25 protein-coding genes and 1 pseudogene are annotated in these 24761 nt (G+C 68.6%); 20 read left to right on the forward strand and 6 right to left on the reverse strand.

Annotation, left to right across the window (positions count from 1 at the left end; translation table 11 throughout):
• Window positions 1-197 precede the first annotated feature (197 nt).
• Window positions 198-1181: a DUF3500 domain-containing protein gene (locus tag B141_RS0101315; protein WP_020573362.1), complete on the forward strand. Its 984-nt coding sequence runs from the start codon at window positions 198-200 to the stop codon at window positions 1179-1181.
• A gap of 53 nt (window positions 1182-1234) precedes the next feature.
• On the opposite strand, the gene B141_RS38380 is transcribed toward B141_RS0101315, so the two are convergent.
• Window positions 1235-1900, reverse strand: coding sequence for an alpha/beta fold hydrolase (locus B141_RS38380; RefSeq protein WP_084678035.1), 666 nt, complete (start codon window positions 1898-1900; stop codon window positions 1235-1237).
• Window positions 1901-2033: 133 nt separating this feature from the next.
• Here B141_RS38380 and B141_RS0101325 point away from each other — a divergent pair, with 133 nt between their 5' ends.
• From B141_RS0101325 to B141_RS38385, 4 genes are all read left to right on the forward strand, one after another.
• Window positions 2034-3674 (forward strand): ABC-F family ATP-binding cassette domain-containing protein, encoded by a 1641-nt coding sequence (locus tag B141_RS0101325; protein WP_020573364.1) that lies wholly within the window; start codon window positions 2034-2036, stop codon window positions 3672-3674.
• Window positions 3675-3768: 94 nt separating this feature from the next.
• Window positions 3769-4206, forward strand: a complete 438-nt coding sequence (locus tag B141_RS0101330) for an SRPBCC family protein (RefSeq protein WP_020573365.1) — start codon at window positions 3769-3771, stop codon at window positions 4204-4206.
• 306 nt (window positions 4207-4512) lie between these two features.
• Window positions 4513-5541: an ROK family glucokinase gene (locus tag B141_RS0101335; protein WP_157180755.1), complete on the forward strand. Its 1029-nt coding sequence runs from the start codon at window positions 4513-4515 to the stop codon at window positions 5539-5541.
• Window positions 5541-6578 (forward strand): ROK family glucokinase, encoded by a 1038-nt coding sequence (locus B141_RS38385; protein ID WP_020573367.1) that lies wholly within the window; start codon window positions 5541-5543, stop codon window positions 6576-6578. The genes B141_RS0101335 and B141_RS38385 overlap by 1 nt, the downstream gene beginning before the upstream one ends.
• Before the next feature lie 179 nt (window positions 6579-6757).
• On the opposite strand, the gene B141_RS48925 is transcribed toward B141_RS38385, so the two are convergent.
• Window positions 6758-6982 (reverse strand): hypothetical protein, encoded by a 225-nt coding sequence (locus B141_RS48925; RefSeq protein ID WP_157180727.1) that lies wholly within the window; start codon window positions 6980-6982, stop codon window positions 6758-6760.
• Here B141_RS48925 and B141_RS52650 point away from each other — a divergent pair.
• Entirely contained in the window at window positions 6893-7228 is a 336-nt protein-coding gene (locus tag B141_RS52650; protein ID WP_420313566.1) for a hypothetical protein, read from the forward strand. The two genes, B141_RS48925 and B141_RS52650, sit on opposite strands and share 90 nt — an antisense overlap.
• A gap of 215 nt (window positions 7229-7443) precedes the next feature.
• Here the strand turns inward: B141_RS52650 and B141_RS0101350 are convergent, their stop codons facing one another.
• Window positions 7444-8181 (reverse strand): GntR family transcriptional regulator, encoded by a 738-nt coding sequence (locus B141_RS0101350; protein ID WP_020573369.1) that lies wholly within the window; start codon window positions 8179-8181, stop codon window positions 7444-7446.
• A gap of 264 nt (window positions 8182-8445) precedes the next feature.
• Here B141_RS0101350 and B141_RS0101360 point away from each other — a divergent pair, with 264 nt between their 5' ends.
• The 14 genes from B141_RS0101360 to B141_RS0101425 all read left to right on the forward strand — a co-directional run bounded on the left by B141_RS0101360 (window position 8446) and on the right by B141_RS0101425 (window position 23194).
• Window positions 8446-9447: a Gfo/Idh/MocA family protein gene (locus B141_RS0101360; RefSeq protein WP_020573370.1), complete on the forward strand. Its 1002-nt coding sequence runs from the start codon at window positions 8446-8448 to the stop codon at window positions 9445-9447.
• Window positions 9444-10424: a 5-dehydro-2-deoxygluconokinase gene (gene iolC / locus B141_RS0101365; RefSeq protein ID WP_020573371.1), complete on the forward strand. Its 981-nt coding sequence runs from the start codon at window positions 9444-9446 to the stop codon at window positions 10422-10424. The genes B141_RS0101360 and iolC overlap by 4 nt, the downstream gene beginning before the upstream one ends.
• The gene (locus B141_RS0101370) at window positions 10417-11313 is read left to right on the forward strand and encodes a Cgl0159 family (beta/alpha)8-fold protein (RefSeq protein WP_040420278.1); all 897 of its coding nucleotides are present in this window, start codon (window positions 10417-10419) and stop codon (window positions 11311-11313) included. Before iolC ends, B141_RS0101370 begins: the two co-directional genes overlap by 8 nt.
• A 35-nt stretch (window positions 11314-11348) precedes the next feature.
• On the forward strand, window positions 11349-12185 hold the full coding sequence (iolB, locus tag B141_RS0101375; RefSeq protein WP_051113926.1) for a 5-deoxy-glucuronate isomerase: 837 nt from the start codon (window positions 11349-11351) through the stop codon (window positions 12183-12185).
• Window positions 12186-12287: 102 nt separating this feature from the next.
• Window positions 12288-14165: a 3D-(3,5/4)-trihydroxycyclohexane-1,2-dione acylhydrolase (decyclizing) gene (iolD, locus tag B141_RS0101380; RefSeq protein ID WP_020573374.1), complete on the forward strand. Its 1878-nt coding sequence runs from the start codon at window positions 12288-12290 to the stop codon at window positions 14163-14165.
• A gap of 13 nt (window positions 14166-14178) precedes the next feature.
• The gene (locus B141_RS0101385; protein ID WP_020573375.1) at window positions 14179-15699 is read left to right on the forward strand and encodes a CoA-acylating methylmalonate-semialdehyde dehydrogenase; all 1521 of its coding nucleotides are present in this window, start codon (window positions 14179-14181) and stop codon (window positions 15697-15699) included.
• A 154-nt stretch (window positions 15700-15853) separates the two neighbouring features.
• Entirely contained in the window at window positions 15854-16864 is a 1011-nt protein-coding gene (locus tag B141_RS0101390) for a sugar ABC transporter substrate-binding protein (RefSeq protein ID WP_020573376.1), read from the forward strand.
• 1 nt (window position 16865) lies between these two features.
• On the forward strand, window positions 16866-17909 hold the full coding sequence (locus B141_RS0101395) for an ABC transporter permease (protein WP_020573377.1): 1044 nt from the start codon (window positions 16866-16868) through the stop codon (window positions 17907-17909).
• The gene (locus tag B141_RS38390; RefSeq protein WP_020573378.1) at window positions 17906-18853 is read left to right on the forward strand and encodes an ATP-binding cassette domain-containing protein; all 948 of its coding nucleotides are present in this window, start codon (window positions 17906-17908) and stop codon (window positions 18851-18853) included. The genes B141_RS0101395 and B141_RS38390 overlap by 4 nt, the downstream gene beginning before the upstream one ends.
• Window positions 18853-19752 (forward strand): TIM barrel protein, encoded by a 900-nt coding sequence (locus B141_RS0101405; protein WP_020573379.1) that lies wholly within the window; start codon window positions 18853-18855, stop codon window positions 19750-19752. The genes B141_RS38390 and B141_RS0101405 overlap by 1 nt, the downstream gene beginning before the upstream one ends.
• An 11-nt stretch (window positions 19753-19763) precedes the next feature.
• A complete protein-coding gene (locus B141_RS0101410; protein ID WP_026256800.1) occupies window positions 19764-20789 on the forward strand; it encodes a Gfo/Idh/MocA family protein in 1026 nt (341 codons plus the stop codon).
• Window positions 20790-20952: 163 nt separating this feature from the next.
• The gene (locus B141_RS0101415) at window positions 20953-21861 is read left to right on the forward strand and encodes an SRPBCC family protein (protein ID WP_020573381.1); all 909 of its coding nucleotides are present in this window, start codon (window positions 20953-20955) and stop codon (window positions 21859-21861) included.
• On the forward strand, window positions 21861-22397 hold the full coding sequence (locus B141_RS0101420) for an SRPBCC domain-containing protein (protein ID WP_040420279.1): 537 nt from the start codon (window positions 21861-21863) through the stop codon (window positions 22395-22397). The genes B141_RS0101415 and B141_RS0101420 overlap by 1 nt, the downstream gene beginning before the upstream one ends.
• Before the next feature lie 182 nt (window positions 22398-22579).
• Window positions 22580-23194, forward strand: coding sequence for a hypothetical protein (locus B141_RS0101425; protein WP_020573383.1), 615 nt, complete (start codon window positions 22580-22582; stop codon window positions 23192-23194).
• Window positions 23195-23310: 116 nt separating this feature from the next.
• Here the strand turns inward: B141_RS0101425 and B141_RS51160 are convergent, their stop codons facing one another.
• From B141_RS51160 to B141_RS52105, 3 genes and pseudogenes are all read right to left on the reverse strand, one after another.
• Complete coding sequence (locus tag B141_RS51160) at window positions 23311-23499, reverse strand: HNH endonuclease signature motif containing protein (RefSeq protein WP_237742597.1); 189 nt, start codon at window positions 23497-23499, stop codon at window positions 23311-23313.
• Window positions 23417-23749, reverse strand: a complete 333-nt coding sequence (locus tag B141_RS52100; protein WP_272944054.1) for a DUF222 domain-containing protein — start codon at window positions 23747-23749, stop codon at window positions 23417-23419. The genes B141_RS51160 and B141_RS52100 overlap by 83 nt, the downstream gene beginning before the upstream one ends.
• A gap of 97 nt (window positions 23750-23846) precedes the next feature.
• Window positions 23847-24587: pseudogene (locus B141_RS52105) on the reverse strand (DUF222 domain-containing protein); the annotation flags it as partial.
• Window positions 24588-24761 lie beyond the last annotated feature (174 nt).

Consider the following 24761-nt stretch of genomic DNA (forward strand, 5'->3'; position numbering starts at 1 on the left):
GCACCTACCCCGTCGTTCGCGTGCCAATCGATCCCGCGACGCTCCCGCGCGCCAGCGAAACCGCGTCGAACGGCCGCCCGCATCGAACCTGACGGCCGATGCGGGACAGCGCCGAAGCGGATCGGGGCTACGTCGGAGCGCGTGGATACGCTGGCGGCGGTCGGCGTGATCGGGAGCAGGTGTCAACGGAGGCTTGCATGAGCGGATTCCACCAACCACGGGCGGCGCGCCGGATGACCGCGGCCGCGACAGCGTTCCTCGCGGCGTTGGAGCCGCACCAACGCACGGCCGCGACCGCACCGTTCGACACCGCCGACCACCGCGAGTGGACCTACCTCCCCGGGTCGCGACCGGGCCTGGCGCTGCTGGACATGGACCAACACCAGCGCGAGCGCGCGATGGAGTTGCTGGACACCGGCCTGAGTGAGCGGTCCGCGGCCGAGGCCCGCGCGATCATGGAGCTGGAGACGATCCTTCGCGAGCTCGAACGCGCGGCCGGCCGGTCCGGCTGGGAGCGGCGCCACCGAGATCATTTCTGGTTCCGCATCCTGGGCGATCCAGCTGGCACCGCGCCGTGGGCCTGGCGGGTCAACGGCCATCACCTGGCTGTCCACCTGACGGTGGTCGGTGACGCGGTGGCCGCGACCCCGCAGTTCTTCGGCGCCAACCCCGCGGTCGTGCCGAGCGGACCCCATGCCGGACACCGCACCAACCCCGCCTACGAAGACCTCGCCCGCGACCTGCTCGCGGCCCTGACCCCCGACCAGCGGCCGATCGTGATCAGCGATCCGGTGGCATCTGACGACATCCTCACCCGGCACGACCCGGTCGCGGACGTGGGACGCGTGCCCCGCGGGCTGGCGTACGCCGACATGACCGAGCCGCAGCGGGAGTTGCTGAAGAGACTGGTGCGCCGCTACCTCGACCGGGTGACACCCGACGTGGCGCAGGCAGCCTGGCTCGAGGCCGTGGACGCCGGGCTCGAGCGGGTGACGTTCAGCTGGGCCGGCTCGGACGAACGCGGTCGCGGCCACTACTACGCGGTGGTGGGCCCGACGTTCCTACTGGAATACGACAACGTCCAAAACAACGCCAACCACGTCCACACCGTGTGGCGGGACCTCCGCCACGACTGGGGTGAAGACCTGCTCGCCGCCCACTACGCCGCGCACCATTCCTGATCGTTGGGCGGTGCTGGGTCCGTCCGGTGGATCGGTCGTTGATCAGCAGTTGATCAACTCCGCTCGAGCCCGGCAAGGAATCCCGCGACCGCGCGGGCGAACTCCTCCGGATCGTCGTCGTGCACGAAATGCCCGCACCCCGGGAACTCCCGCAGCTCGGTGAGCGGGCGCTGGGCGGCCATCTCGCGTGCCAGCTCCGTGGTGAGGACGGCGCTGTCCTGCCCGTGCAGAAGCAGAGCCGGGCAGGTGGACGCCAGCCAGTCGCTCCACCAGTCGCCGAGCAGGGCGTACTGCGAGGCCATCATGGCGTCGTAGTCGCACAGCAGCCCCCAGCCGTCGTCGTACTCCACGGCGCTGTCAAGGAAGTAGCTGGCGTCGGGGATGCCGTGGGCTTCGATCGCGGCCCTCAGGCCGTCGATGGTGGTGGTCCGTCGTGGCCAGCCGCGCACGTCCAGCACAGGCTCCCGTACAACCGCGCCGGCCTCCTCGATGACCAGCGCGCGCACCAGGTCTGGATGGCGAGCCGCGAGCTGGTAGGCGTTGACGCCGCCCATCGAGTGGCCGAGGACGATCAACGGACCAAGGTCCAGGGTCTGGATGAACGCCGCCGCGTCCTCCACGTAGGCGGACCGGCTGTGGTCGTTGCCGCGCTCACTTCGCCCATGGCTGCGTTGGTCGAGCACGATCACCCGATATCCAGGAGCGAGCGAGGTGGCCAGGGCACTGAACGTCCTGGGGGCACTCGCCGGATCCTATGGGTTGAGTGAACGCACCCGCGCGCTGCAAGGTCCTCTCGGCGCGGCCTCTAATTCGGTCGCGATCGGGTCGGGGACCTGGCCACACTGAGGCAGCATGGGCCACGTCGATGTCGCGGATGTCCGCTATCAGCTGCCCGACGGCCGAGCGCTGCTGAGCGAGGTCAGCTTCCGAGTAGGTGACGGCGCGAAGGTCGCCCTGGTCGGTGCGAACGGTTGTGGCAAGACGACCTTGCTCCGGATCATCGCCGGCGATCTACGCCCGGGCGCGGGCTCGGTGAGCCGCAGCGGCGGACTCGGCGTGATGCGGCAGTTCGTCGGGACCGGCCGGGGTACCCCAACGGTCCGGGATCTGTTGCTGTCGGTGGCGCCCACTCGCGTGCGCGCCGCGGCCGAGCGGCTCGACCTGGCCGAGCTCGCGCTGATGCATCGTGAGGACGAAGCCACCCAGCTCGAGTACGCCGCCGCTCTCGCCGAGTGGTCGGACGCCGGGGGATACGACTCCGAGGTGGTCTGGGACATCTGCTGTACGGAGGCGTTCGGGCGTTCTTACGACGGGGCGAAGTGGCGGGACGTCGGGACACTGTCAGGCGGTGAGCAGAAGCGACTTGTCCTCGAAGCCCTGCTCCGAGGGCCCGATCAGGTGCTCATTCTCGACGAGCCCGACAACTACCTCGACGTACCCGGCAAGCGCTGGCTGGAGGACCGGCTCCAGGAGAGTCGCAAGACGGTGCTCTACGTGTCCCACGACCGTGAGTTGCTGGCCCGGACCGCCGAACGCATCGTGACCCTGGAGGCCGGATCGGCGTGGGTGCACGGGGACGGGTTTGGTTCCTATCACCAGGCTCGGCTGGACCGGCATGCCCGCTTCGAGGAACTCCGCCGCCGCTGGGACGAGGACCGCGCGAAACTGCAAGCTCTGGTTGACACCCTGCGGCTGGCGAAGTCGCCGAAGACGCAGGCGGCGGTGAGCCGGCTGCGGAGGTTCGACGAGGCCGGTCCACCGCCCGAACCCCCGCGCCAGCAGAAGATCCGGATGCGCCTCGCCGGTGGGCGTACCGGCGTTCGTGCGTTGACGTGCACCGGGCTGGCGCTGAGCGGCCTCACCAGGGCGTTCGACCTGGAGGTGTTCTACGGCGAACGGCTCGCCGTGCTCGGCGCCAACGGCACCGGCAAGTCGCACTTCCTCCGCCTGCTCGCCGGTTGGCCCGATCTGGACAAGGTGGCTCACGAGGGCACCTGGAAGCTCGGCGCGCGGGTGGTGCCCGGCCACTTCTCGCAGACCCACGAGCGGCCAGACCTCGAAGGGCGGACCCTGCTCGAGATCCTCTGGGAGGACTGCGCCCTCCAGATCGACGCGGCGGCCTCGACGCTCCACCGTTACGAACTCACTGCCGCCCGCGAGCAGAAATTCGAAACGCTGTCCGGAGGCCAGCAGGCGAGGTTCCAGATCCTGCTCCTGGAAGTCGGGCGTCCGGGGCACCGGGTGCCGCCCGGGGTCCGGGCCGCGGCCGCCGGCGATGGCCGGCTCGCCGCCACGATGCTGATCCTCGACGAGCCGACCGACAACCTCGACGTGGCATCAGCCGAGGCCCTCGAGGCAGGCCTGGGAGACTTCGACGGCACCGTCGTCGCGGTCACCCATGATCGGTGGTTCGCCCGGTCGTTCGACAGGTTCGTGGTCTTCTCATCCGACGGCACGGTCCGCGAGACTCCTGAACCCGTGTGGGACTGCTGATGCACGCGAGCCCTTCTGCACCGCGATAACCTGCACGAGACGGAACGAACACCGTCCGCAGACACATGGCTGCGGGGCAGAGGGGTAGGACGCAGTGGCAGACAGCACAAGCTCCAGCGTCACGATCGCGGCAGAACCGGCAAAGATCATGTCCGTCATCGCCGATTTCGAGTCCTATCCGACGTGGGCGGCGGCGGTGAAGGAGGTGGAGGTCCTCTCCTCACACGAAGACGGCCGTGCCGATCACGTGCATTTCGTCCTGAACGCGGGAGCGATCAAGGACGACTACACCTTGTCCTACACGTGGGATGTCAATCGCGAGGTGCGCTGGACGCTGGTGGAGGCCAAGGTCGTCAAGTCGTTGGATGGCGCCTACACGTTGCGTGACAAAGGCCGCGGCAATACCGAGGTCACCTACCGGTTGGCGGTGGACGTCACTTTTCCGATGATCGGCTTGATCAAACGTAAGGCCGAAAAGGTCATCATCGACACGGCATTGAAGGAACTCAAGAAGAAGATCGAGCAGGGCTGACCCCAAGCCCTGAGCCCCACGCCCGCGGGCGGCCGTGACACGGCCCGACCCGAGGCTGGCGACCTGGTGGCCGGCGCCCGGTACCCTCTCCCGGAGTTCGGCGTACGAGGTCGAGCACTGACCGGATCGTGGGCAGCACCTCATCGTGGGGGTCTGGTCAGCGTCCGGTCGGCTCGTCGTACGGTTTTCCGTCATGGCATGGGCCGGCAGGGCATGGCAACCCTGGTCTGCTGGCCTCATCGGGCCGCATGGGCGCGGGCCGTATCGGGCATCGGAATGTGAGAGGGGCAGGTCGGCGTGAGTGACATGCGCAGGGCCGCTCAAGAAGGATCGCCAGCCGGCACGAGTGTGGAACGCGAGGCCGCGACCCGACCGCCGGGAGATCCGCCGCCCCGGTTGACGATCGGCGTCGACGTGGGCGGCACCAAGACCGCTGCCGGCGTGGTCGACGAGCACGGCGCGATCATCCGGGACGCGCGTCGCGAGACGCCCGCGACCAGCCCAAGCGAGATCATCGCCGCGATCGGTGACCTCGTCGAGGAGCTACGCGGCGACCACGAGGTGGAGGCGATCGGGGTCGGTGCGGCCGGTTTCGTCGACGCCAAGCGTTCGACCGTTCTTTTCGCGCCCAACCTCGCCTGGCGGGAGGAGCCGTTGCGGGCGGAGATCGAGAAGCTGACCGGCCTGTCGACGGTGGTGGAGAACGACGCGAACGCCGCCGCCTGGGCTGAGTTCCAGTTCGGCGCGGCTCACGACGTCGACGACATGATTCTCCTCACGGTCGGCACCGGCCTGGGCGGCGGCCTCGTCCTGGCGGGCGAGCTCTACCGCGGGGCGTTCGGGGTGGGCGGGGAGGTGGGACACCTCCGCGCCGTTCCCAACGGGCACCTGTGCGGGTGCGGCAACAAGGGGTGCTGGGAGCAGTACGCCAGTGGCAGCGCTCTGGTGCGGGAGGCCCGTGAGTTCGCCCGGTCGAGCCCTCCGCAGGCGAGCTGCCTCCTCGAACTCGCGGGTGGTCGGGCCGACCGCATCGAAGGGCCGATGGTCACCAAGGCGGCCGCGGACGGCGATGGGCCCTCCCGCGAACTCCTGGAAGACCTCGGTCGTTGGCTGGGCGAGGGCATCGCGACCCTGGCGGCCGTCCTCGACCCGGCAGTGGTCGTCGTCGGCGGCGGGGTCTCCGAGGCCGGCGACCTGCTACTCGACCCCGCCCGCAAGGCGTTCGCGCGCCAGCTCACCGCGCGCGGGCACCGTCCGGTCCTGGAGATCCGGCGCGCGATGCTCGGCAACGAGGCCGGCATCATCGGGGCAGCTGACCTCGCCCGGCGGCGCTGATGGCGTTCATCCAGGCACTCACCATCGGCGTCGACATCGGCGGCACGAAGGTCGCGGCGGGCGTCGTCGATCCGGAGGGCAACGTCCTCGAACGCCTCCGCCGGGACACCCCCTCGACCAGTCCGCAGGCGACCGAGGACACCATCGCCGATGTCGTCGCGGAGCTGCGCAGCCGTTACGAAGTGACCGCGGTCGGTATCGGCGCTGCCGGCTGGATCGACGTCACGGGCACGTCTGTGTTGTTCTCGCCCCACCTGGCCTGGCGGCACGAGCCGCTGCGAGACGCCGTACGCCGGCGGATCCGGCTGCCGGTGATCATCGAGAACGACGCCAACGCCGCCGCCTGGGCCGAGTGGCGCTTCGGCGCGGGGCAGGGCGAGAGCCACCTGGTATGCGTGACGCTTGGCACCGGCATCGGTGGAGCCGTCATCACCGACGGGGTGATGCTGCGCGGTAAGTACGGCGTGGCCGGGGAGTTCGGGCACATGACCGTCGTACCCGGTGGTCACCGCTGCGAGTGCGGCAACCGCGGCTGCTGGGAGCAGTACGCCAGCGGCAACTCGCTGGTCCGCGAGGCGCGCGAGCTGGCCGCGTCCGGCTCGCCGGTCACCCAGAACCTCCTCGACCGGGTGGGCGGCGATCCCGGGCGGATCACCGGGCCGGCCGTCACCGAGGCCGCCAAGGACGGCGACCCGGTGGCGGTTGAGCTGCTCGAGGAGGTCGGCCGATGGCTCGGCGTGGGGCTCGCCAACATCGCAGCGGCGTTCGACCCGGGCACCTTCGTGGTGGGCGGGGGAGTGTCGGAGGCTGGTGAGCTGTTCCTCGGCCCGGCCCGGGACACCTTCCGGCGTACGCTCACCGGGCGGGGATTCCGGCCTGAGGCGCAGATCCTCCGCGCGGCCCTCGGCAACGAGGCGGGCCTGGTCGGTGCGGCTGACCTCGCGCGGGAGAACATCCGGCTCTTCCGTCGTCGCCGCCGTCGCCGGCCAGCCGGCGAGCGGCTCCGCGCCCGCGTCGACCGGCTCTCCGACCTGTAGCGGGCGCCCGCTCCGAGCCGCTCCCGCGCTTGGTTGGGCCGGCGCCGCACTGGTTGACCTGACAAGGAGTGGAGACTTTCCCGTGTTGGAGCACGGAAAAGTCTCCACTCCTTGACGTCCCAGCCGCCGAGTTCAACCGTCGGGTCACCGAGTTGTCCACAGCGGGCGAAGGTGCTGAGTTATCCACCGGCCGCATCAGCGAGGGCTACCTGCGCGTGCGCATGCCTCATGGTGAAGGGATGCGTGAGGAACTCCCGGGATCGCTTCGACACGACCTTGTCAGACAGGCTGGAGCGGTGTCGCGCCACCAGGTCGTGACGTCCGGCCTGTCCGACGAATTCCTCGAAGCGCAGCTGCGCGCGGGCCGTTGGCAGCGCGTCCATCGTGGCATCTACGTCGCTCACAGAGGACCACTCAGTCGGAAAACCGCTGTCTGGGCCGCCATCCTGTACGCCGGGCCCGGTGCGGCCGCCAGCCATCACACGGCAGCGGAGCTGTGGGGTATCGCGCCGGAGCTCGACGTCACGATCCATGTCGCCGTTCCGTCCAATCGTCGGCCACCGGGACAACGCCTCCACCGTCAGGGGATTCGACACTCTGCGGTGCGGCTGGAACGACGTCGTACGCAATACCTGCGACGTTGCGGCTGAGGTGGCGACGATCCTTCGGCGCAACGGCTGGCGAGCAACACCTTGGGTGTGCCGGCCCGGCTGCGTGGCAGGCAAGGCCTGAGCCCCGCGTACCACCCGTGAGGTCGTAGACAGTGGAGATTTTCCCGTGTTGGAGCACGGAAAGATCTCCACTCCTTGCCCGAAAGTCCCGCTCCGACGCCGCACCTCAGCGGCAGAGCCCGATCAGCGTCCGATCAGCGTTCGATCAGGGTGAGCTCGAAGGAGTAGCGCGAGGCGCGGTAGAGATGCGTGCCGTACTCCACCGCCCGGCCCACGTCGTCGTACGCCGTCCGCGTCATCGTCAGCAGTGCGGCGCCCTTGGTCTCGTGCAGGTCCCTCGCCTGCGCGACCGTGGCCGAGCGGGCACCGATGGTCTGGCGCGCGACCCGTAGTTGGACGCCGCCCGCGCGCAGGAGTTCGTAGAGCCCGTGCTGCTCCAGCTTCTCCGGCGTGATGTCAACGAGCCCTTGCGGTAGGTAGTTGGTCATGAGGGCAAGGGGTTCGTCCTGGGCGTAGCGCAGCCTCCGGATGCGGATGACCTCGGCCTTCTCGGCAAGGCTGAGCGCGTCCGCGATCTCCTCGGGTGCTGGCACGACTCGCAGGTCCCGCACCGTCGTGGTCGGATGCTGGCCTGACCGGATCAGGTCGTCGTACAAGCTGGAGAGCTCGATCGACCGCCGTACCTGCGACTGCACCACCTGGGTGCCGACACCGCGCTTGCGGACCAGGAGCCCCTTGTCGACCAGGTAGCGGATCGCCTGCCGCATGGTCGGGCGGGACAGCGACAGCTGGTCGGCGAGGACGATCTCGTTGGGCAGGCGGGTGCCGGGTGCGAGGGTGCCGGCCATGATCGACTGCTCAAGCTGCTCGGCGACCTGGAAATAGAGCGGGACGGGACTCCGGCGGTCCACGGTCACGGCGAGTTGGGTCACGCCCGGCTCCTAGAGTCTTAAGAAACGACCAAGTAGCGCGCCGCATGGACCGGGCGGACTGGCGGGGCCTGCGCGGCCAGGTGGTCGGCGCGGACACGCGGTCGCTCGGCGCCACGGTCTCGGCGCGAGGTCCAGTCTGCCGTATGAAGGTGCGAAGAAGCTAACGTCAGAATGTCCTAACAAACTATTGACACCCCCGACATGCTGGAGAAAACTCTGCGTTGATCTGGACTGCGCGGAGGTTTCACTACGGAAGGCGGCTGCATGAAGGTTGGGCTGGTCGGCGTCGGGCGCATCGGTGCGCTGCACGCCGAAACCCTCCGTGATCTCCCGGAGGTGGAGACGCTCTTCCTGGCCGACGCGGACGTGGCACGCGCCCGCGACACGGCCGACAAACTCGGCATTTCGTCGTCTGGCAGCGTGGCAGAGCTCCTCGCCAGCCGGCCCGACGGCATCGTGATCGCCGCCGCCACCACCGCCCACGCGGAGCTGGTGCACCTGGCCGCCGACGCTGGCGTCGCGGTGTTCTGTGAGAAGCCGCTGGCCTCCGATGTCGCCGGCACCCGTGAGGTGATCGCCCATGTCGCCGCCGCGGGAGTCCCGCTCCAGATGGGTTTCCAGCGCCGCTTCGACCCCGGATACCAGGCCGCCCGCGCGCGCCTCCAGGCCGGCGAACTCGGTTGGCTCCACTCCGTGTGGGCGTGCACGCTCGACCCGGCGCCACCGCACGCGTCGTACATCCCGACCTCGGGTGGGCTCTTCCGCGACTGCAGCGTCCACGACATCGACGCGATCCGGTGGGTCACCGGCCGCGAGGTGGCCGAGGTGCGCGCGACGGGTGCCAACAAGGGCGCGGACTTCTTCGCCGCGGCTGGGGACGTCGACACCGCGCACGCGCTGCTCACCCTCGATGACGGCACCCTCGCCGCGCTGGCTGCCACGCGCTACAACGGCGCCGGCTACGACGTGCGGCTCGAACTCCACGGCTCCCGCCGCACCTTCGTGGTCGGGCTGGACGACCGTGCCCCGCTGGCGTCGGCCGAAGCTGGTGTCACCTGGCCGACCGAGCCGTCGTACGCGAACTTCGCGGAGAGGTTCCGGAGTGCGTACGCCGCGGAGCTTCGGGCGTTCGTCGACGTGATGGCAGGGCGTACGCCCTCACCGTGCAGTGGGGAGGATGCGTTGGAGGCGTTGTACGTCGCAGAGGCGTGCGAGCTGTCCCGGCGGGAGAGTAGGACAGTGCGGATCGAGGAGGTTCGGCGATGACGTACGACCTGATCACGATGGGACGGGTCAGCGTCGATCTCTATCCCAACGACATCGGCGTACGCCTGCCGGATGTCACGTCGTTCGCGAAGTTCCTCGGAGGCAGCGCGACCAACGTCGCGGTGGCGGCCGCCCGGCACGGCCGGCGGACGGCGGTCATCACCCGCACGGGCGCGGATCCGTTCGGCGACTACATCCATCAGGCGCTGCGAAGCTTCCATGTCGACGACGCGTTCGTCACGCCGGTGCCGGGGCTGCCGACGCCGGTGGTGTTCTGTGAGATCTTCCCGCCCGACGACTTTCCGCTGTACTTCTACCGCTATCCCAAGGCGCCCGACCTTGAGATCCACGAGTCCGAACTCGACTTCGACGCGATCACGTCGGCGCGGATCTTCTGGGTGACCGGGACCGGCCTGTCAGAGGAGCCCAGCCGGTCGACGACGCTGGCGGCGTTGCGCGCCCGCGAGCACCGCCAGCACACCGTGCTCGACCTCGACTACCGTCCGATGTTCTGGCGCACCGACGAGGCCCGCGCGGTGATCGGTGCCGCCGTCGAGCACGTCACCGTGGCGGTGGGGAACCTGGACGAATGTGAGATCGCCGTCGGCACTCGGGATCCCGACAAGGCCGCGCAAGCTCTCCTTGACAGGGGGGTCGAGCTGGCCGTCGTGAAGCAGGGGCCTGCCGGCGTGCTGGCGCGGACGCGTACGCAGGAGGTGGTTGTGCCGCCGGTGCCGGTGGAGGTGGTCAACGGCCTCGGCGCGGGCGACGCGTTCGGTGGGGCCCTGTGCCACGGGCTGCTGGCCGGGTGGGAGCTCGAACGAATCATGGGGTTCGCCAACGCCGCCGGAGCGTACGTCGCGGCGCGGTTGGCCTGCGCCGACGCGATGCCCAACGAGGGGGAGGTCGAGGAGCTGCTGCGGTCGGCGGATCTCCAGGCTGATCCCGCGGAACGAACGGAGCGGGCGGATGGCTAGCCCTCGGGTGGATGTCCGGAAGCTGGCCGAGACCCGCTTCCGCGATCCGGCGGCCGTAGCCTCGGCGTACGCCGCTCGCCGCCGCCGCGCCATCGTCGGTCCGCGCGAGAGCCTCATGATCATCGCCGCCGACCATCCCGCTCGGGGCGCGCTGCGGGCGGGCGATCGGGCGGACGCGATGGCCGACAGGTCGGAGCTGCTGGCCCGCCTCATGGTCGCGCTGGAGCGGCCGGGGGTCGACGGTGTGCTGGCCGCACCCGACGTCCTGGAGGACCTGCTGTTGCTCGGGGCGCTGGAGGGCAGGGTCGCGATCGGTTCGATGAACCGCGGCGGCCTGCCCCGCGCGGCGTTCGAGGTCGACGACCGGTTCACCGCCTACGACGCGGACAGCATCGACCGCTTCCGCCTCGAAGCCGGCAAGATGCTCCTCCGGATCGATCTCGACGATCCGGCCACCGCGGCCACCCTCGACACCTGCGCCCGGGCGGTGAGCGCGCTCGCCGAGCGCCAGCTGGTGGCGCTGGTGGAGCCGTTCATGTCGCGCCGGGTCGATGGCCGGCTCACCAACGATCTCAGTCCGGATGCGGTGGTCCAGTCCGCGGTGGTGGCAGCCGGCCTGGGTACGACGAGCGCGTACACCTGGCTGAAGCTGCCGGTGGTCGAGGAGATGGAGCGGGTGGCCGCGTCGACGACCCTGCCGATCCTGCTCCTGGGTGGCGAGGTCTCTGGCGACGCGGACGCGGCCTACGCTCAATGGGAGAAGGCGCTCGCGCTGCCCACCGTCCGCGGTCTCGTGGTCGGACGCTCGCTGCTGTACCCACCTGACGACGACGTGGCGGCGGCGGTCGACACCGCGGTGAGCCTGCTGCCCACGGGGAGGGAATCGTGACCCATCACCTACCGGCGGGGCTGCTCGCCGACGACATGTGGAGCCTCCAGCTGACGCCGAAGCAGGCGGGGTGGGCATACAGCGGTCTGCGGGTGCTCGACCTGCCAGCCGGCGCCTCGCACGCGTTCAGCACCGGCGAAGAGGAAATGGTCGTCCTGCCGCTGGCTGGGCAGGGCGTGCGGGTCGAGTGCGATGGTGCGGCGTTCGAACTGGCGGGGCGGACCAGCGTGTTCGCGGGCGTCAGTGACTTCGCCTACGTTCCGCGGGACGCCGAGGTGACCGTGCGGGCGCCGCACGGTGCCAAGCTGGCCCTGCCGTCCGCGCGGTGCAACCAGCGGTTGACAGCACGCTACGGTCCGGCGGATCGGGTTCCGGTCGAGTTGCGCGGCGCCGGTCAGTGCAGCCGCGAGGTGCACAACTTCTGTGCGGCTGGGGTCTTCGAGGCCGACAAGCTGATCGCCGTGGAGGTGCTGACGCCGGGCGGTAACTGGTCGTCGTACCCTCCACACAAGCACGACGAGGACCGGCCCGGCACGGAGTGCCCGCTGGAGGAGATCTACTACTTCGAGGTGGCGGACGGACCGCACGGGCCCGGCGTTGCCTACCAGCGCGTCTATGGCACACCGCAACGTCCGATTGACGTACTGGCAGAGGTACGCAGTGGCGATGTGGTCACGATCCCACACGGCTGGCACGGGCCGTCGATGGCCGTACCCGGCTACGACCTGTACTACCTCAACGTGATGGCCGGGCCGAACCCCGACCGCGCCTGGCTCATCTGCGACGACCCCGCGCATGGCTGGATCCGCGAGACCTGGAAGGACCAGCCGGTCGATCCCCGGCTGCCGATGACACGATCGGGAGGTCACTGATGAGCAGGAGCGAACCTGACGCAGTGAGTCGGAGTGGCCGGCGCCCGGTGCCGAAGGCCGCTACGCGCTGTCCGCGAAGCGAATGAGGAGGGTGAGCGACCAATGAGCGCAGTCCGTCTCACTGTGGGCCAGGCCCTGGTGCGGTTTCTGGCCAACCAGTGGTCCGAACGCGACGGCACCGAGCAGCGCCTGATCGCCGGCTGTTTCGGGATCTTCGGCCACGGCAACGTCGCTGGTCTGGGCCAGGCCCTGATGGAGTCGGCGAGGCGCGACCCGGCGGAGTTGCCGTACTACCAGTCCCGCAACGAGCAGGCGATGGTGCACGCCTCCGTCGGCTTCGCGCGGATGCGGAACCGCCTTCAGACGTTGGCATGTACGACGTCGATCGGTCCGGGCGCGACCAACCTCGTCACCGGCGCCGCACTGGCCACGATCAACCGCATTCCCGTCCTGCTACTGCCGGGCGACATCTTCGCCACCCGCGTCGCCAACCCTGTGCTGCAGGAGCTGGAGGATGCCCGGTCGTACGACGTGTCTGTCAACGACACCTTGCGTCCGGTGTCGAAGTACTGGGACCGCATCAACCGGCCCGAGCAGCTCATCCCGGCCGCGCTGGCGGCGATGCGGGTGCTCACCGACCCGGCCGAGACCGGTGCCGTGACGCTGGCCCTGCCGCAGGACGTGCAGGCCGAGGCGTACGACTGGCCCGAGGAGTTCTTTGCCCGGCGGGTCTGGCATGTCGGACGGCCGGTGCCGGAGCCGGCCGCACTCGACCGTGCCGTCGAGCTGATCCGAGGCGCCCGACGCCCGCTCATCCTGGCCGGTGGCGGCGTGATCTACGCCGACGCGACGGAGCAACTGCAGGCCTTCGCCGAAGCGACCGGCATCCCGGTGGGCGAGACGCAGGCCGGCAAGGGTGCCTTGACGTTCGACCATCCCGCCAGCGTGGGTGCGATCGGTGCGACCGGCACGACCGCCGCCAACGCGCTGGCCCGCGAGGCCGACGTGGTGATCGGGATCGGTACCCGCTACAGCGACTTCACGACGGCGTCCCGCAGCCTCTTCGAGAGTCAGAACGTGCGGTTCGTCAACCTCAACGTGGCGGCGTTCGACGCGGCCAAGCAGGCCGGGGAGGGCCTGGTCGCCGATGCGCGGGCCGGCCTGGCGGCGTTGACCGAACGCCTGGCCGGCTGGCAGGTCGAGCCGGCGTACCGTCAACAGGCACGGGACCTTGCCGCCCACTGGCAAGGCGTCGTTGACAGTGCCTACGGCGCCGGCCACGCACCGTTGCCGGCGCAGACCGAGGTGCTCGGTGCGGTCAACGAGGCGGCCGGCGACCGCGGTGTGGTCATCAACGCAGCGGGCAGCATGCCTGGCGAGCTGCACAAGCTGTTCCGGGCGCGTGATCCCAAGCAGTACCACGTGGAGTACGGCTTCTCCTGCATGGGTTACGAGATTGCCGCCGGACTCGGCGTCAAGATGGCCGCGCCTGATCGCGAGGTGATCGTCCTGGTCGGCGATGGCTCCTACCTCATGCTCTCCCAGGAGATCGTCACCGCCGTCCAGGAGGGTGTGAAGCTCACCATCGTGCTGGTGCAGAACCACGGGTACGCCTCGATCGGCTCGCTGTCCGAAAGCGTGGGCGCCGAGCGGTTCGCCACGAGCTACCGCTACCGCAATCCCGAGACGGGCGCCCTGGACGGCGACGTCTTGCCCGTCGACCTGGCCGCGAACGCCGCGAGCCTCGGAGCGGACGTCCTGCGGGCGAGCAGCATCGAGGAGCTACGGTCGGCGCTGGCCAAGGCACGCGAGGCGACCCGCACCACCCTGGTCTACATCGAGACCGACCCGCTGGCCGGCGGACCGTCCTCCGAAGCCTGGTGGGACGTTCCGGTCGCCGCGGTGTCCGAACTCGAGCCGACGCGGCAGGCCCGCGTGGAGTACGAGCGCAACAAGCCCAGCCAGCGGCACTATCTGTGATCGAGGTTTCGCCATGTCCACCAACCAGCACACCCACAACGGCCTGATCGAGCACTGGATCTCCGGCGCGACGACGCCGGGTTCGTCCAGCCGTCGTGCCCCGGTGTGGAATCCGGCGACCGGCGAGCGGCAGGCCGAGGTCGTCCTGGGGACGGCCGCGGATGTCGACCTTGCCGTACGCACCGCCGCGAAGGCGTTCGAGACCTGGCAGGAGGTGTCGGTCACCAGGCGGTCGAAGATCCTCTTCGCGTTCCGCGAACTGGTCAACCAGCACGTCGACGACCTCGCCCGGATCGTGACCTCCGAGCACGGCAAGGTGTTCTCGGACGCCAGGGGAGAGGTGCTGCGGGGCCTTGAGGTCGTGGAGTTCGCGTGCGGAATCCCGCAACTGCTCAAGGGGGAGTTCTCCGAGCAGGTGTCAAGCGGTGTGGACGCGTACTCGTTCCGGCAGCCGCTCGGTGTCGTAGCTGGGATCACGCCGTTCAACTTCCCTGCCATGGTGCCGATGTGGATGCACCCGATCGCGATCGCCTGCGGCAACACCTTCGTGCTGAAGCCGTCCGAGCGCGACCCGTCCGCGGCGCTACTGGTCGCCGAACTCTGGCAGCGGGCAGGCCTGCCCGACGGTGTCTTCAATGTCGTGCACGGCGACAAGGAAGCCGTCGACGCGCTGCTGGACCACCCGGAGATCGCGGCGGTGTCGTTCGTCGGTTCGACGCCGATCGCGCGGTACGTCCACGATCGCGCATCGGCCACTGGCAAGCGGGTGCAGGCTCTCGGCGGCGCCAAGAACCACGCGGTGGTCCTGCCCGACGCCGACCTCGAGTTCGCGGCCGACCACATCACCGCAGCGGCGTATGGCTCGGCCGGCCAACGCTGCATGGCGATCTCGGCCGTCGTCGCGGTCGGAGCCGCGGGTGACGCGCTGGTGGAGAAGCTGCGGACCCGGGCCGAGACCGTGCGGGTCGGGCCGGGCGAGGACGACACCGCGGAGATGGGTCCCGTCGTCACCCGGGAGGCGCGGGATCGGATCGCGTCGTACGTCGACACCGGTGTCTCCGAAGGCGCGGCCGTCGTGGTCGACGGTCGTGGCCTACGCCTCGAGGGTCACGAGGACGGGTTCTTCGTCGGTCCGTCGCTGCTCGACCAGGTGACGCCCGCGATGAAGGTCTACCAGGACGAGATCTTCGGCCCCGTCCTCGTCGTCCTGCGCGCGGAGACGCTGGAGGATGCGATCGAGTTGGTGAACGCCAACCCGTACGGCAACGGCGTCGCCATCTTCACCAGCGGTGGTGAAGCCGCCCGCACCTTCCAGCGCAAGGTCAGCGTCGGCATGATCGGCGTCAACGTACCCATCCCGGTGCCGATGGCGTTCTACAGCTTCGGCGGGTGGAAGGACTCGTTGTTCGGAGACCGGCACATCCACGGTCCCGAAGGTGTGGGCTTCTACACCCGCGCCAAGGCGGTGACGTCGCGCTGGCCCCATGTGGAGCACGCGGGGGACGCGGCCTTCCACTTCCCGACCGCACGCTGAGATCCGGGCGGCGTCAGCGCCGCCACCGTAACGACACGGTGTGGTTCCGGCCCCGCTCGGGCTTCGCCCGTCCGGGCCCACCCCCACCGCAGTTCGGCAACAGAGTAGGTGAGAGTTCCGGCGCGTTTCTCAGACCTCCAAAGGAGGAGGACCCGTGAAGCTCATCCGAGGGTTGGGTGTGGTCGCCGCCGTCGCGGCGCTCGCGATCTCAGGTTGCTCCAACGCCGCTCCCGAGCAGGGCGGCGGTCCGAACGAAGCGGCAACGAACAAGACCGACACCCCCGCCCGGGGTGGGCCCGCCCAGAACGCCATCACGGTCGCCGTGGTCACCCATGGGCAGGCGGGTGACACGTTCTGGGACATCGTGAAGTCGGGGGTCGACCAGGCTGGCAAGGACGAGGACGTCAAGGTCACCTACAACGGCGATGGCGACCCGGCGAAGCAGAGCCAGCTCATCGACAACGCCGTGGCCCAGAAGGTCGACGGGCTGGTGGTGTCGATGGCCAACCCCGACGGCGTCAAGGCGAGCGTCGAACGCGCTGTGCAGGCAGGGATTCCCGTGATCACGATCAACTCCGGACTCGAGCAATCCAAGGCGTTCGGTGCGATCACCCACGTCGGCCAGAGCGAGGAGCTCGCTGGTGAGGCGGCCGGTGAGAAGCTGCGGGAGGCTGGGATCAAGAACGTCATCTGCGTGGTGCACGAAGCCGGCAACGTCGGGCTCGAGGCACGGTGTGATGGCGTCCGCAAGACCCTGGGCGGTCGGGTCAGGAACCTCCAGGTGGAGGTGTCGAACGTCGCCGACGCCCAGAACACCATCAAGAGCCAACTGCTCGCCGACAAGTCCGTCGACGGCGTCCTGACGCTCAACCCGGTGGTCGCGAAGGCGGCGATCCTGGCCAAGGCGGAGGCCGGCAGTCAAGCCCAGCTTGCGACGTTCGATGTCTCCGCGGACATCTGCGCTGCGATCGCGGCCGGTGACATGCTCTTCGCGGTCGACCAACAGCCTTACCTGCAAGGCTATCTGCCGGTGAGTTTCCTGGCGCTCAAGGTCAGGAACGGCAACGATGTCGGCGGCGGCCAGCCGGTCTACTCGGGCCCGGGTTTCGTCACCAAGGACAACGCGGCGAAGGTCCAGCAGTTCGCCGCCCGCGGGACTCGCTGACATGGTCGCGCGGGCTGTGTCGCTGCCGGGTGAGGACGGGCCGACCACCATCAGCCCGCTCACCCGGATGCTGCGCCGCGCCGAGGTCGGCGCGGCGGTCGCCGCCGTCGCGGTCTTCGTGTTCTTCAGCCTCGTGACGGAGAGCTTCGCCACGCCTGGTGGTGTCGCCACCTGGCTGGACTCCGCCGCGTTGTTCGGGATCATGGCGATCGCGGTGGCGCTGCTCATGATCGGCGGGGAGTTCGACCTGTCGGCCGGCACCATGGTCGGCTCCACCGGCCTCATCGTGGGCATCCTCACCACGCACTCTGGCGTCAACGTGTGGTTGGCAGTCGTGCTGGCGTTGGTGTTCGCCGTTGTCGTGGGGGCCTTCAACGGTTTCCTGGTGATGCGTACCAACCTGCCGAGTTTCATCGTGACCCTCGGGACCTTCTTCGTCCTCCAGGGGCTCAACCTCGCGCTCACCAAGGCGATCATCGGGCAGGTCGCGGTCCAGGGACTGAACGCCGTCCCCGGTTTCTTCGACGCCCGGTGGCTCTTCGGCTCGACTTTCTCGTTGTTTGGTACGGCGTTCCAGATCTCGGTCGTCTGGTGGCTCGTCCTCACCGCGGTCGCGACCTGGATCCTCATGCGAACCCGCGCCGGCAACTGGATCTTCGCCGTCGGTGGCGCCCAGGTCAGCGCCCGGCAGGTCGGCGTACCGGTCCTGCGCACCAAGATCGGGTTGTTCGTGGGTACGGCGGCCGCCGGCTGGCTCGCCGGGATGCTCCAGCTGTTCCGTACCTCCACGGTGCAGGCGTCGACCGGTGTGGGCCAGGAGTTCATCTACATCATCTGCGCGGTGGTGGGTGGCTGCCTGCTGACCGGCGGCTATGGTTCGGCGATTGGCGCGGCACTCGGCGCGCTCATTTACGGCATGACCTATCAGGGCATTGTCTTCGCTCAGTGGGACAACAACTGGCTGAAGGCATTCCTGGGCGTCATGCTGCTCGCGGCGGTCCTGGTCAACACCTACGTACGCAGGCGTGTCGAGGTGAGCCGATGACGTCCACGACGCCGGCCGAACGGTCGCCGACCACCGCAACGGCCCTCCTCGAGGTCGAGAAGATCGGCAAGAGTTATGGTCAGGTTCACGCCCTCCGCGGCGTGAGCGCGACGATCAACGCGGCCGAGGTGACGTGTGTCCTCGGCGACAACGGCGCGGGCAAGTCGACGTTCATCAAGATCCTCTCCGGCGTTCATCCGCACACCACTGGAGAGCTACGGGTCGACGGCAGGCGGACGCGCTTCGCGAGTCCCAGGCAGGCACTGGAGGCCGGGATCGCCACGGTCTATCAGGATTTGGCCGTGGTGCCGTTGATGCCGGTCTGGCGTAATTTCTTCCTGGGATCAGAGCCCACCAAGGGAATCGGACCACTGCGCCGTCTCGACGTCGCCTTCATGAGGCGTACGACCCGAGCCGAGCTGGCGAGGATGGGCATCCACCTTCGCGACGTCGACCAGCCCATCGGCACCCTGTCGGGTGGTGAACGCCAGTCTGTCGCCATTGCCCGCGCGGTCTACTTCGGCGCCCGGGTGCTGATTCTGGACGAACCCACCGCGGCGCTCGGGGTGAAGCAGTCCGGCGTCGTTCTGAAGTACATCGTGGCTGCCCGGGACGCCGGACTCGGTGTCGTCTTCGTCACCCACAATCCGCATCATGCCTACCTGGTAGGGGATCGCTTCGTGCTCCTCAAGCGCGGTGTGATGGTGGGTGGCTATGCCAGGACGGAGTTGACGCTCGCGGAGCTTACCCGTGAGATGGCAGGAGGCGCGGAGTTGGCAGCCCTCGGCCACGAGCTGGCCCGGACCGATCCGGGGACATCACCGCCTGATCGGTGGTCGGAAACTGACCCTGTGGGATCCGGCCCCCACGGGCTTCGCCCGTTGGGCCCACCCCCACCGCACCGGGACATTGAGAAAGAATCGCAACAAGGAGTTGACACGTGATGGAGCTAGGTCCGCTGGCCGGCAGGATTGCTGGAGCGCCGATTTCCTGGGGAGTCTGTGAGGCTCCCGGCTGGGGTTACGAGCTTCCCCCGTCGGTGGTGCTCGCCGAGATGGCACAACTCGGGTTGGCCGCGACAGAGCTGGGGCCGACCGGCTATCTCGGGTCCGATCCCGACGCCGTCCGCGCGACGCTGGACCCGCATGGGCTCACTCTGGTGGGTGGGTTCCTGCCGGTGGCCCTTCATGTCGCGCCGGAGGTCGACCTTTCAGAGGCCGAGGCAGCGATCCGCACCCTGGCGGCGGCTGGCTCTGAAGTGGTGGTGCTCGCCGCCGACGCCGGACCCGGTGGGTACGACCGTAAAGTCCAGCTTGACGCGACGGAATGGTCGCAGCTGCTGCGCAATCTCGACCGGGTGCGGTCCCTGATCAGCGACCTCGGACTCCGGTCGACGCTACATCCCCATGTCGGCACCGCGATCGAGTCCCGTGCGTCGGTGCTCCGTCTTCTCCAGGACAGCGACGTCCCGTTGTGCCTCGACACGGGTCACCTCGCCATCGGGGGCACCGATCCGTTGGAGATCGTGCGGAACGCCGCGCAGCGGGTCGGCCACGTCCACCTGAAGGACGTCCGCCTCGACATCGCCAAGCAGGTCGCCGACGAGACCGTGAGCTTCATCGATGGCGTGCGTTCAGGGTTGTTCGCGCCCCTGGGGCAAGGCGACGTTGACATCGCGGGAGTGGTGACAGGCCTTGAGGAGGCGGGCTTCACGGGGTGGTACGTGCTGGAGCAGGACACCGCTCTCGCCGGTCCGCCCGCACCAGGCGAAGGACCGTTGGTCGACGTCCGTCGCAGCGTGGAGTACCTACGGGACACCGTCGTTCCGGCGCTCGCATCGTGAAGGGGCCGTTGATGGACGTACGCGTGGGTGTCATCGGCACCGGGATCATGGGCGCGGACCACGTGCGGACCCTCGCCACCTCGGTGTCCGGCGCCCGCGTCACGGCAGTCGCCGACATCGACCAGGAACGCGCCCGGGCCGCGGTCGCCGGGTTGTCCGGCGTTCAGGTGCACAGCGATCCGATGTCGGTGGTGCAGGACGGTGAGGTGGACGCGGTTCTCGTCGCGTCCGCCGACTCGACCCACGAGAAGCTCGTCCTCTCCTGCCTCGATGCTCAGAAGCCGGTGCTCTGTGAGAAGCCGCTGACGCCGACACCCGAGGGTGCGTTGCGGATCATCGCGGCCGAGACAAGCCTTGGGCGCCGGCTGGTGAGCGTGGGCTTCATGCGGCGGTACGACCCTGGGTACGCCGATGTCAAGGCAGGCTTGCGCCAGGGTGTGGTGGGGGCGCCGCTGATGCTGCACTGCGTTCACCGCAATGCGGCGTCGCGACCGAACACACCGGGAGCGAATCTGATCACCGGCACCGCCGTCCACGAGATCGACATCGCCCGGTGGCTCTTCGACGAGGAGATCGTCGCGGTGACCATCCACCGTGGTCGGCGCTCGTCGAAGGTCGTGGGCGACACACCCGACCCGCTCCTCGTGATCCTGGAGACTGAGTCGGGCGTCCTGGTCGACGTCGAGGTGTTCGTGAACGCGCAGTATGGCTACGACGTGCGCTGCGAGCTGGTGGGGGAGTCCGGCTCGGTGAGCCTTGACGAGCCGGCCCGCACCCTGCTCCGGGGCGCGCGGAGCCGCACGACCGGGGTGTCCCTGGACTGGCGTGACCGGTTCGCGGAGGCGTACCAGCGGGAGCTGCAGGACTGGGTTGACGGTGTGGTCGTGGGCGAGCAGCGCGGGGCGAACGCCTGGGACGGGTACGCCGCGACCGTCGTCGCGGCGGCGGGCGTCCAGGCGTTGAAGCGAGGGGAGCCGGTGCGAGTCCACCTCGAACCCCGACCGGACGGGTACGCGCCGAGTTCTGGCGCGGCGTGAGACGCGCCTTGAATGTCTCCGCAAGCATATAGCTGACCTGGTATGTTTGGTCCTGCTCACGGTCACGGGGGTCGCCGAGGGGTCGCTGCGGGAAGCCGTTGACGATTCCGCGTGACCCCGGGCGTGCCCCCACCCCCCAGGCAAGCCGAGCAGGAGAACTCTCGTGAACGAAACCCTCCGTACCGTGGACGGTCGGCCCGTACTCCGGATCGAACGCCGCCTCGCGCATCCGCCGGAGAAGGTCTGGCGTGCCCTCACCGAACCCGCGGAACTCAGCCAGTGGTATCCCTTCCGGGCAATCGAGCTGGACCTCCGGGTCGGCGGCACGATCCTTTTCGACGACGGCCAGGGCACGACCATGGATGCGGTCATCACCGAGCTCGACCCACCCCGGAGCTTCGCGTTCAGTGAGCGCGCGCCCGCGGAAATGACACGGGAGTCCGACGATATCGTCCAGTTCGAGTTGCATCCTGACGGCGGTGGATGCCTGCTGGTCTTCAGCCACACGTTCGACGACCGGCCCGCGGCGGCCAGCTACGCCGCCGGATGGGTCGGATGCCTCGATGCCCTGCGGATGGTGCTGGACGGTGAGGACGTCAAGCTGCCCGACGATTCCGTCGAGCGCCACGAAAGGTTCATCGCGAAGTTCGGGCTCGGCGTCGGTACAACCGAGACCGGTCCCGACGGGTGGCAGGTGCGATTCGAACGCCAGCTGATGCGCCAGCCGATCGAGCACGTGTGGGCGGCACTGAACGCCGCGTTCGACGTACCCAACTCCGAAATGTCGGCGCCGGTGGTCGGCGGTCCGGTGCCGAGGGGATTCACCACCGCCCAGGTGCCGGCCGGAACGGTCACCGCGGTGAGCGCCCCGACCATGGTGGAGTACGCCTGGCTGGCAGGTGACGAGCCGGCCGGCCGGGTCCGATGGGAGCTGTCCACCGGGCCAGGAGGAGCGCGCATCATCCTCACCCAGTCGGGACCGGCGGGGTACGACGCCCAACGGGCCATCGCGCTGGCGGCCTGGCAGGACCAGCTCGCCGTCCTCGTCAAGCGCCTGCTGGAAGCGACCTGATGACAGGTCACGAAGGGACGCACATGCTGGGAAGGCTCTCCACGACTGACAACGGCCGCTTGTCACTCCGCTACGAGCGGCGGCTCGCCCACCGGCCGGAGAAGGTCTGGCGCGCGCTCACCGAATCCGACCAGATGCGCGCGTGGGGATTTCCGGCAATCGTGGACTTCGATCCCACGCCGGGAGCCAAGCTCCGGTTCGACATGACGCCGGAGGCGAAAGAGCGTTTCGAGATCCCCGAGGACGCAGACACGATCACCGAGGGCGAGGTCACGCTGGCGGAGCCGCCGAAGCTGCTCGAATACACCTGGGGTGCGGAGATCCTCCGCTGGGAGCTCACCTCTGACGGTGACGGTGGCTGCCATCTGGTGTTCACGAACATCTTCGACGACCGCGACGGTGCGGCCGCGATGGGCGCCGCGTGGCACGCGTGCCTGGAGGTGGTCGAGGCGTACCTCGAAGACCGGCCGGTCGACTGGTCGGTCTGGGATCGCGCCGAGGAGCTGACCCGTGAGTACGAGGGCGGCGTCAACTGACGGCCGCCCCGATATCGGGGAGCGCGGACGCGATTCGAGGGCGGACGTGACTCGAGGTCGGAGATGAGCGGAAGCTCGTGGCTCGGTATGGGCGCGGTGTGGCGGTCGTTGGGATGGACCGGCGCCGCAACGTCTGCCCCTGCTGTATGCGGGCTGGCTTGTCGGGCCAGGATGGAGCGGTGATGGACACAGATGGCGGCGATTCGATCGGGCGGTTGCGGGAGGCGATTCGCCGGCTCGCCGAGTTCAATCGCGAACGGACGCCGACGGGGGTTCCGCACGACGACGCCGACGAGGTTGTCGGCACGATGGCCAGTGATGATGCGTTCGGCTTCGACCCGTTTCCCTTGCTACGTGCGCTCGATGATGCTGGAGCGCGGGTGGTTGTGATGGGCCAGGTCGCCGGCATCTTGCACGGGTCGACTGAACTGACCGGTGACCTCGACCTGCTGTGGGATGGCGATGTGGTGCAGGCCCCGGCTTTGGCGGCAGCGTTCGCGCGGGTGGGCGCTGTGCTGACCGATGACAGCGGCGTGGTCGTGCCATGTGCCGCCCAGGCGTTTACCCTGCCCAAGGTGCAGTTTCGCTCTCCGAGTGCCAGCGGTGACTGCTGCACTCCGGCGCTGCCGTGGGGCGATCTGCCGGTCACCCGGTTTCTAGGCCGCTGTCAGATGGCTGTCGCCGACGACGGCACGGTGGTGCGCTACCTCAACCGTGATGACCTCATTCGGATGCGCCTGGCCGTTGGTCGGGTGAAAGACCTGCGCCGCGTCGAGGAGCTGCAGCGGGCACCGTGAGTGGGGAGCGACGCCCTCACGCCAAGTCGAGCGTGGCGATCCCCAACGGTGGCTCGCATGCAGCGAGACGTCTCTTAGCCTTCCCCCGCAAGTTGGAAAGGTGAATCCCGCATTCATTACGTCCGGATCGGCCGTTGGTTGATATCGATCCAGGGTGGGGGTATGTATTCGGGTCTACCATTTCGACCCATGCGGACTTGCCAGCCGCTGTTGTGAATGAGGTTATGGTGCGTGCCGCACAGTAGGACGCCGTTGTTGAGGTCGGTTGGGCCTCCGTCGACCCAATGGGTTATGTGATGGGCTATGCACCACTTCGCGGGGCGGTCCACGCCGGGAAGTTGCATTCCATGCCGTCGGGATGCCGAGGGCGTGGCGTTGGGCGGCGGTGAAGAAGCGGGTGGTGCGGCCCAGGTCGAGGACTTGGCCTTTGCTGTCGAGGACGGCGGGGATGACGTCGGCGTCGCAGGCCAGGAGTCTGGCGGTTTCGGCGGAGATTTGCTCGCCGCTGTCCAATGTCGCGTAGCCGATTCCGGTGACGAGTTGGGCCAGTGTCATGGTGATGATGATCTGCGGCTTGGTCCCACCCCCTGGTAGGGGCTTCACCCGCGGCGAGGGCGAGATCGAGCAACTCTACGAAGGCGTCGCCCAGGCGGCGGGAGGCGGTGCGCGTGTCGGGTCCGTTCGCGTCGGTCTTTCGTGGTCTGGCCAGTGGGTCGAGGAGTGCTTTGAGGCGTGCCATTTCGTCGATGGGTAGTTGGACGCGGGCGGACTGCAAACCTGGGCCGGAGTGGGAGAACGTGATCGAACGCTTCTGTTCAGCCCGCTTGCGTTCCCGCTCCAACTGCTCGCCCAGCCGCCGCTCAGCATCCTCTGGCGCGATGGTCTCGTACAGCTGGATCCCCAACTGCCGAAGCTCTTTCGGATCATGGCGGCTCGCCAACTGCAGCAGACGCGCTTCACCCTCGCGTTTGAGTTCGTCGCTGATGTCCTTGGAAAGCAGGTCGATCGACTCACGGATGATCTTCGCATGCAGGAAAGAGATCCTGCCCGCCGCGAGTGCCTGGCCGGTGGCTTGAAGGTTGGTCTCCAACGCCTTGGCCAGCTTGACATCCGCGCCGATCTCGCCGGGGTGAAGGTGCAGCTTGTGCCGCAGCCACGCCGCCGTCGACGTCGCCCCCGAGGCGAGCTCTCGCGTATCAGCATCATGGATGAACCGCAGCCGCAAAGCCTCAGCCATAGCGACGATCTGGTGCGCCTGCTCCAGCCCGTCAGCAGAGTCGGCGTCCGTACACGACCAGAAAGAGGAGTTCAACGCCTGAGCAAGCCCGTCCTGGACCATATCCAGCAACCCACGCAACGGCAGCGTGGGCGGGGCGCCAGTCGTGACATCCATAACCGAAACACTATCGGCGACCACCGACACAACCCTGCCCGAAAGAGCCCATTCCAATGGCCTCAGGAAGGTAGTTTTCCGTGGCCAGAAATAGCCTTGAGTAATCGAAGTGAGAGCCCTTCCGTGAGCCGCCCATCCATTAAGTGGACCGCCGAAAAACCAGATTCCACGTCT

Origin of the sequence: Actinopolymorpha alba DSM 45243, from assembly GCF_000373925.1 — a bacterium.
GTDB lineage: Bacteria > Actinomycetota > Actinomycetes > Propionibacteriales > Actinopolymorphaceae > Actinopolymorpha > Actinopolymorpha alba.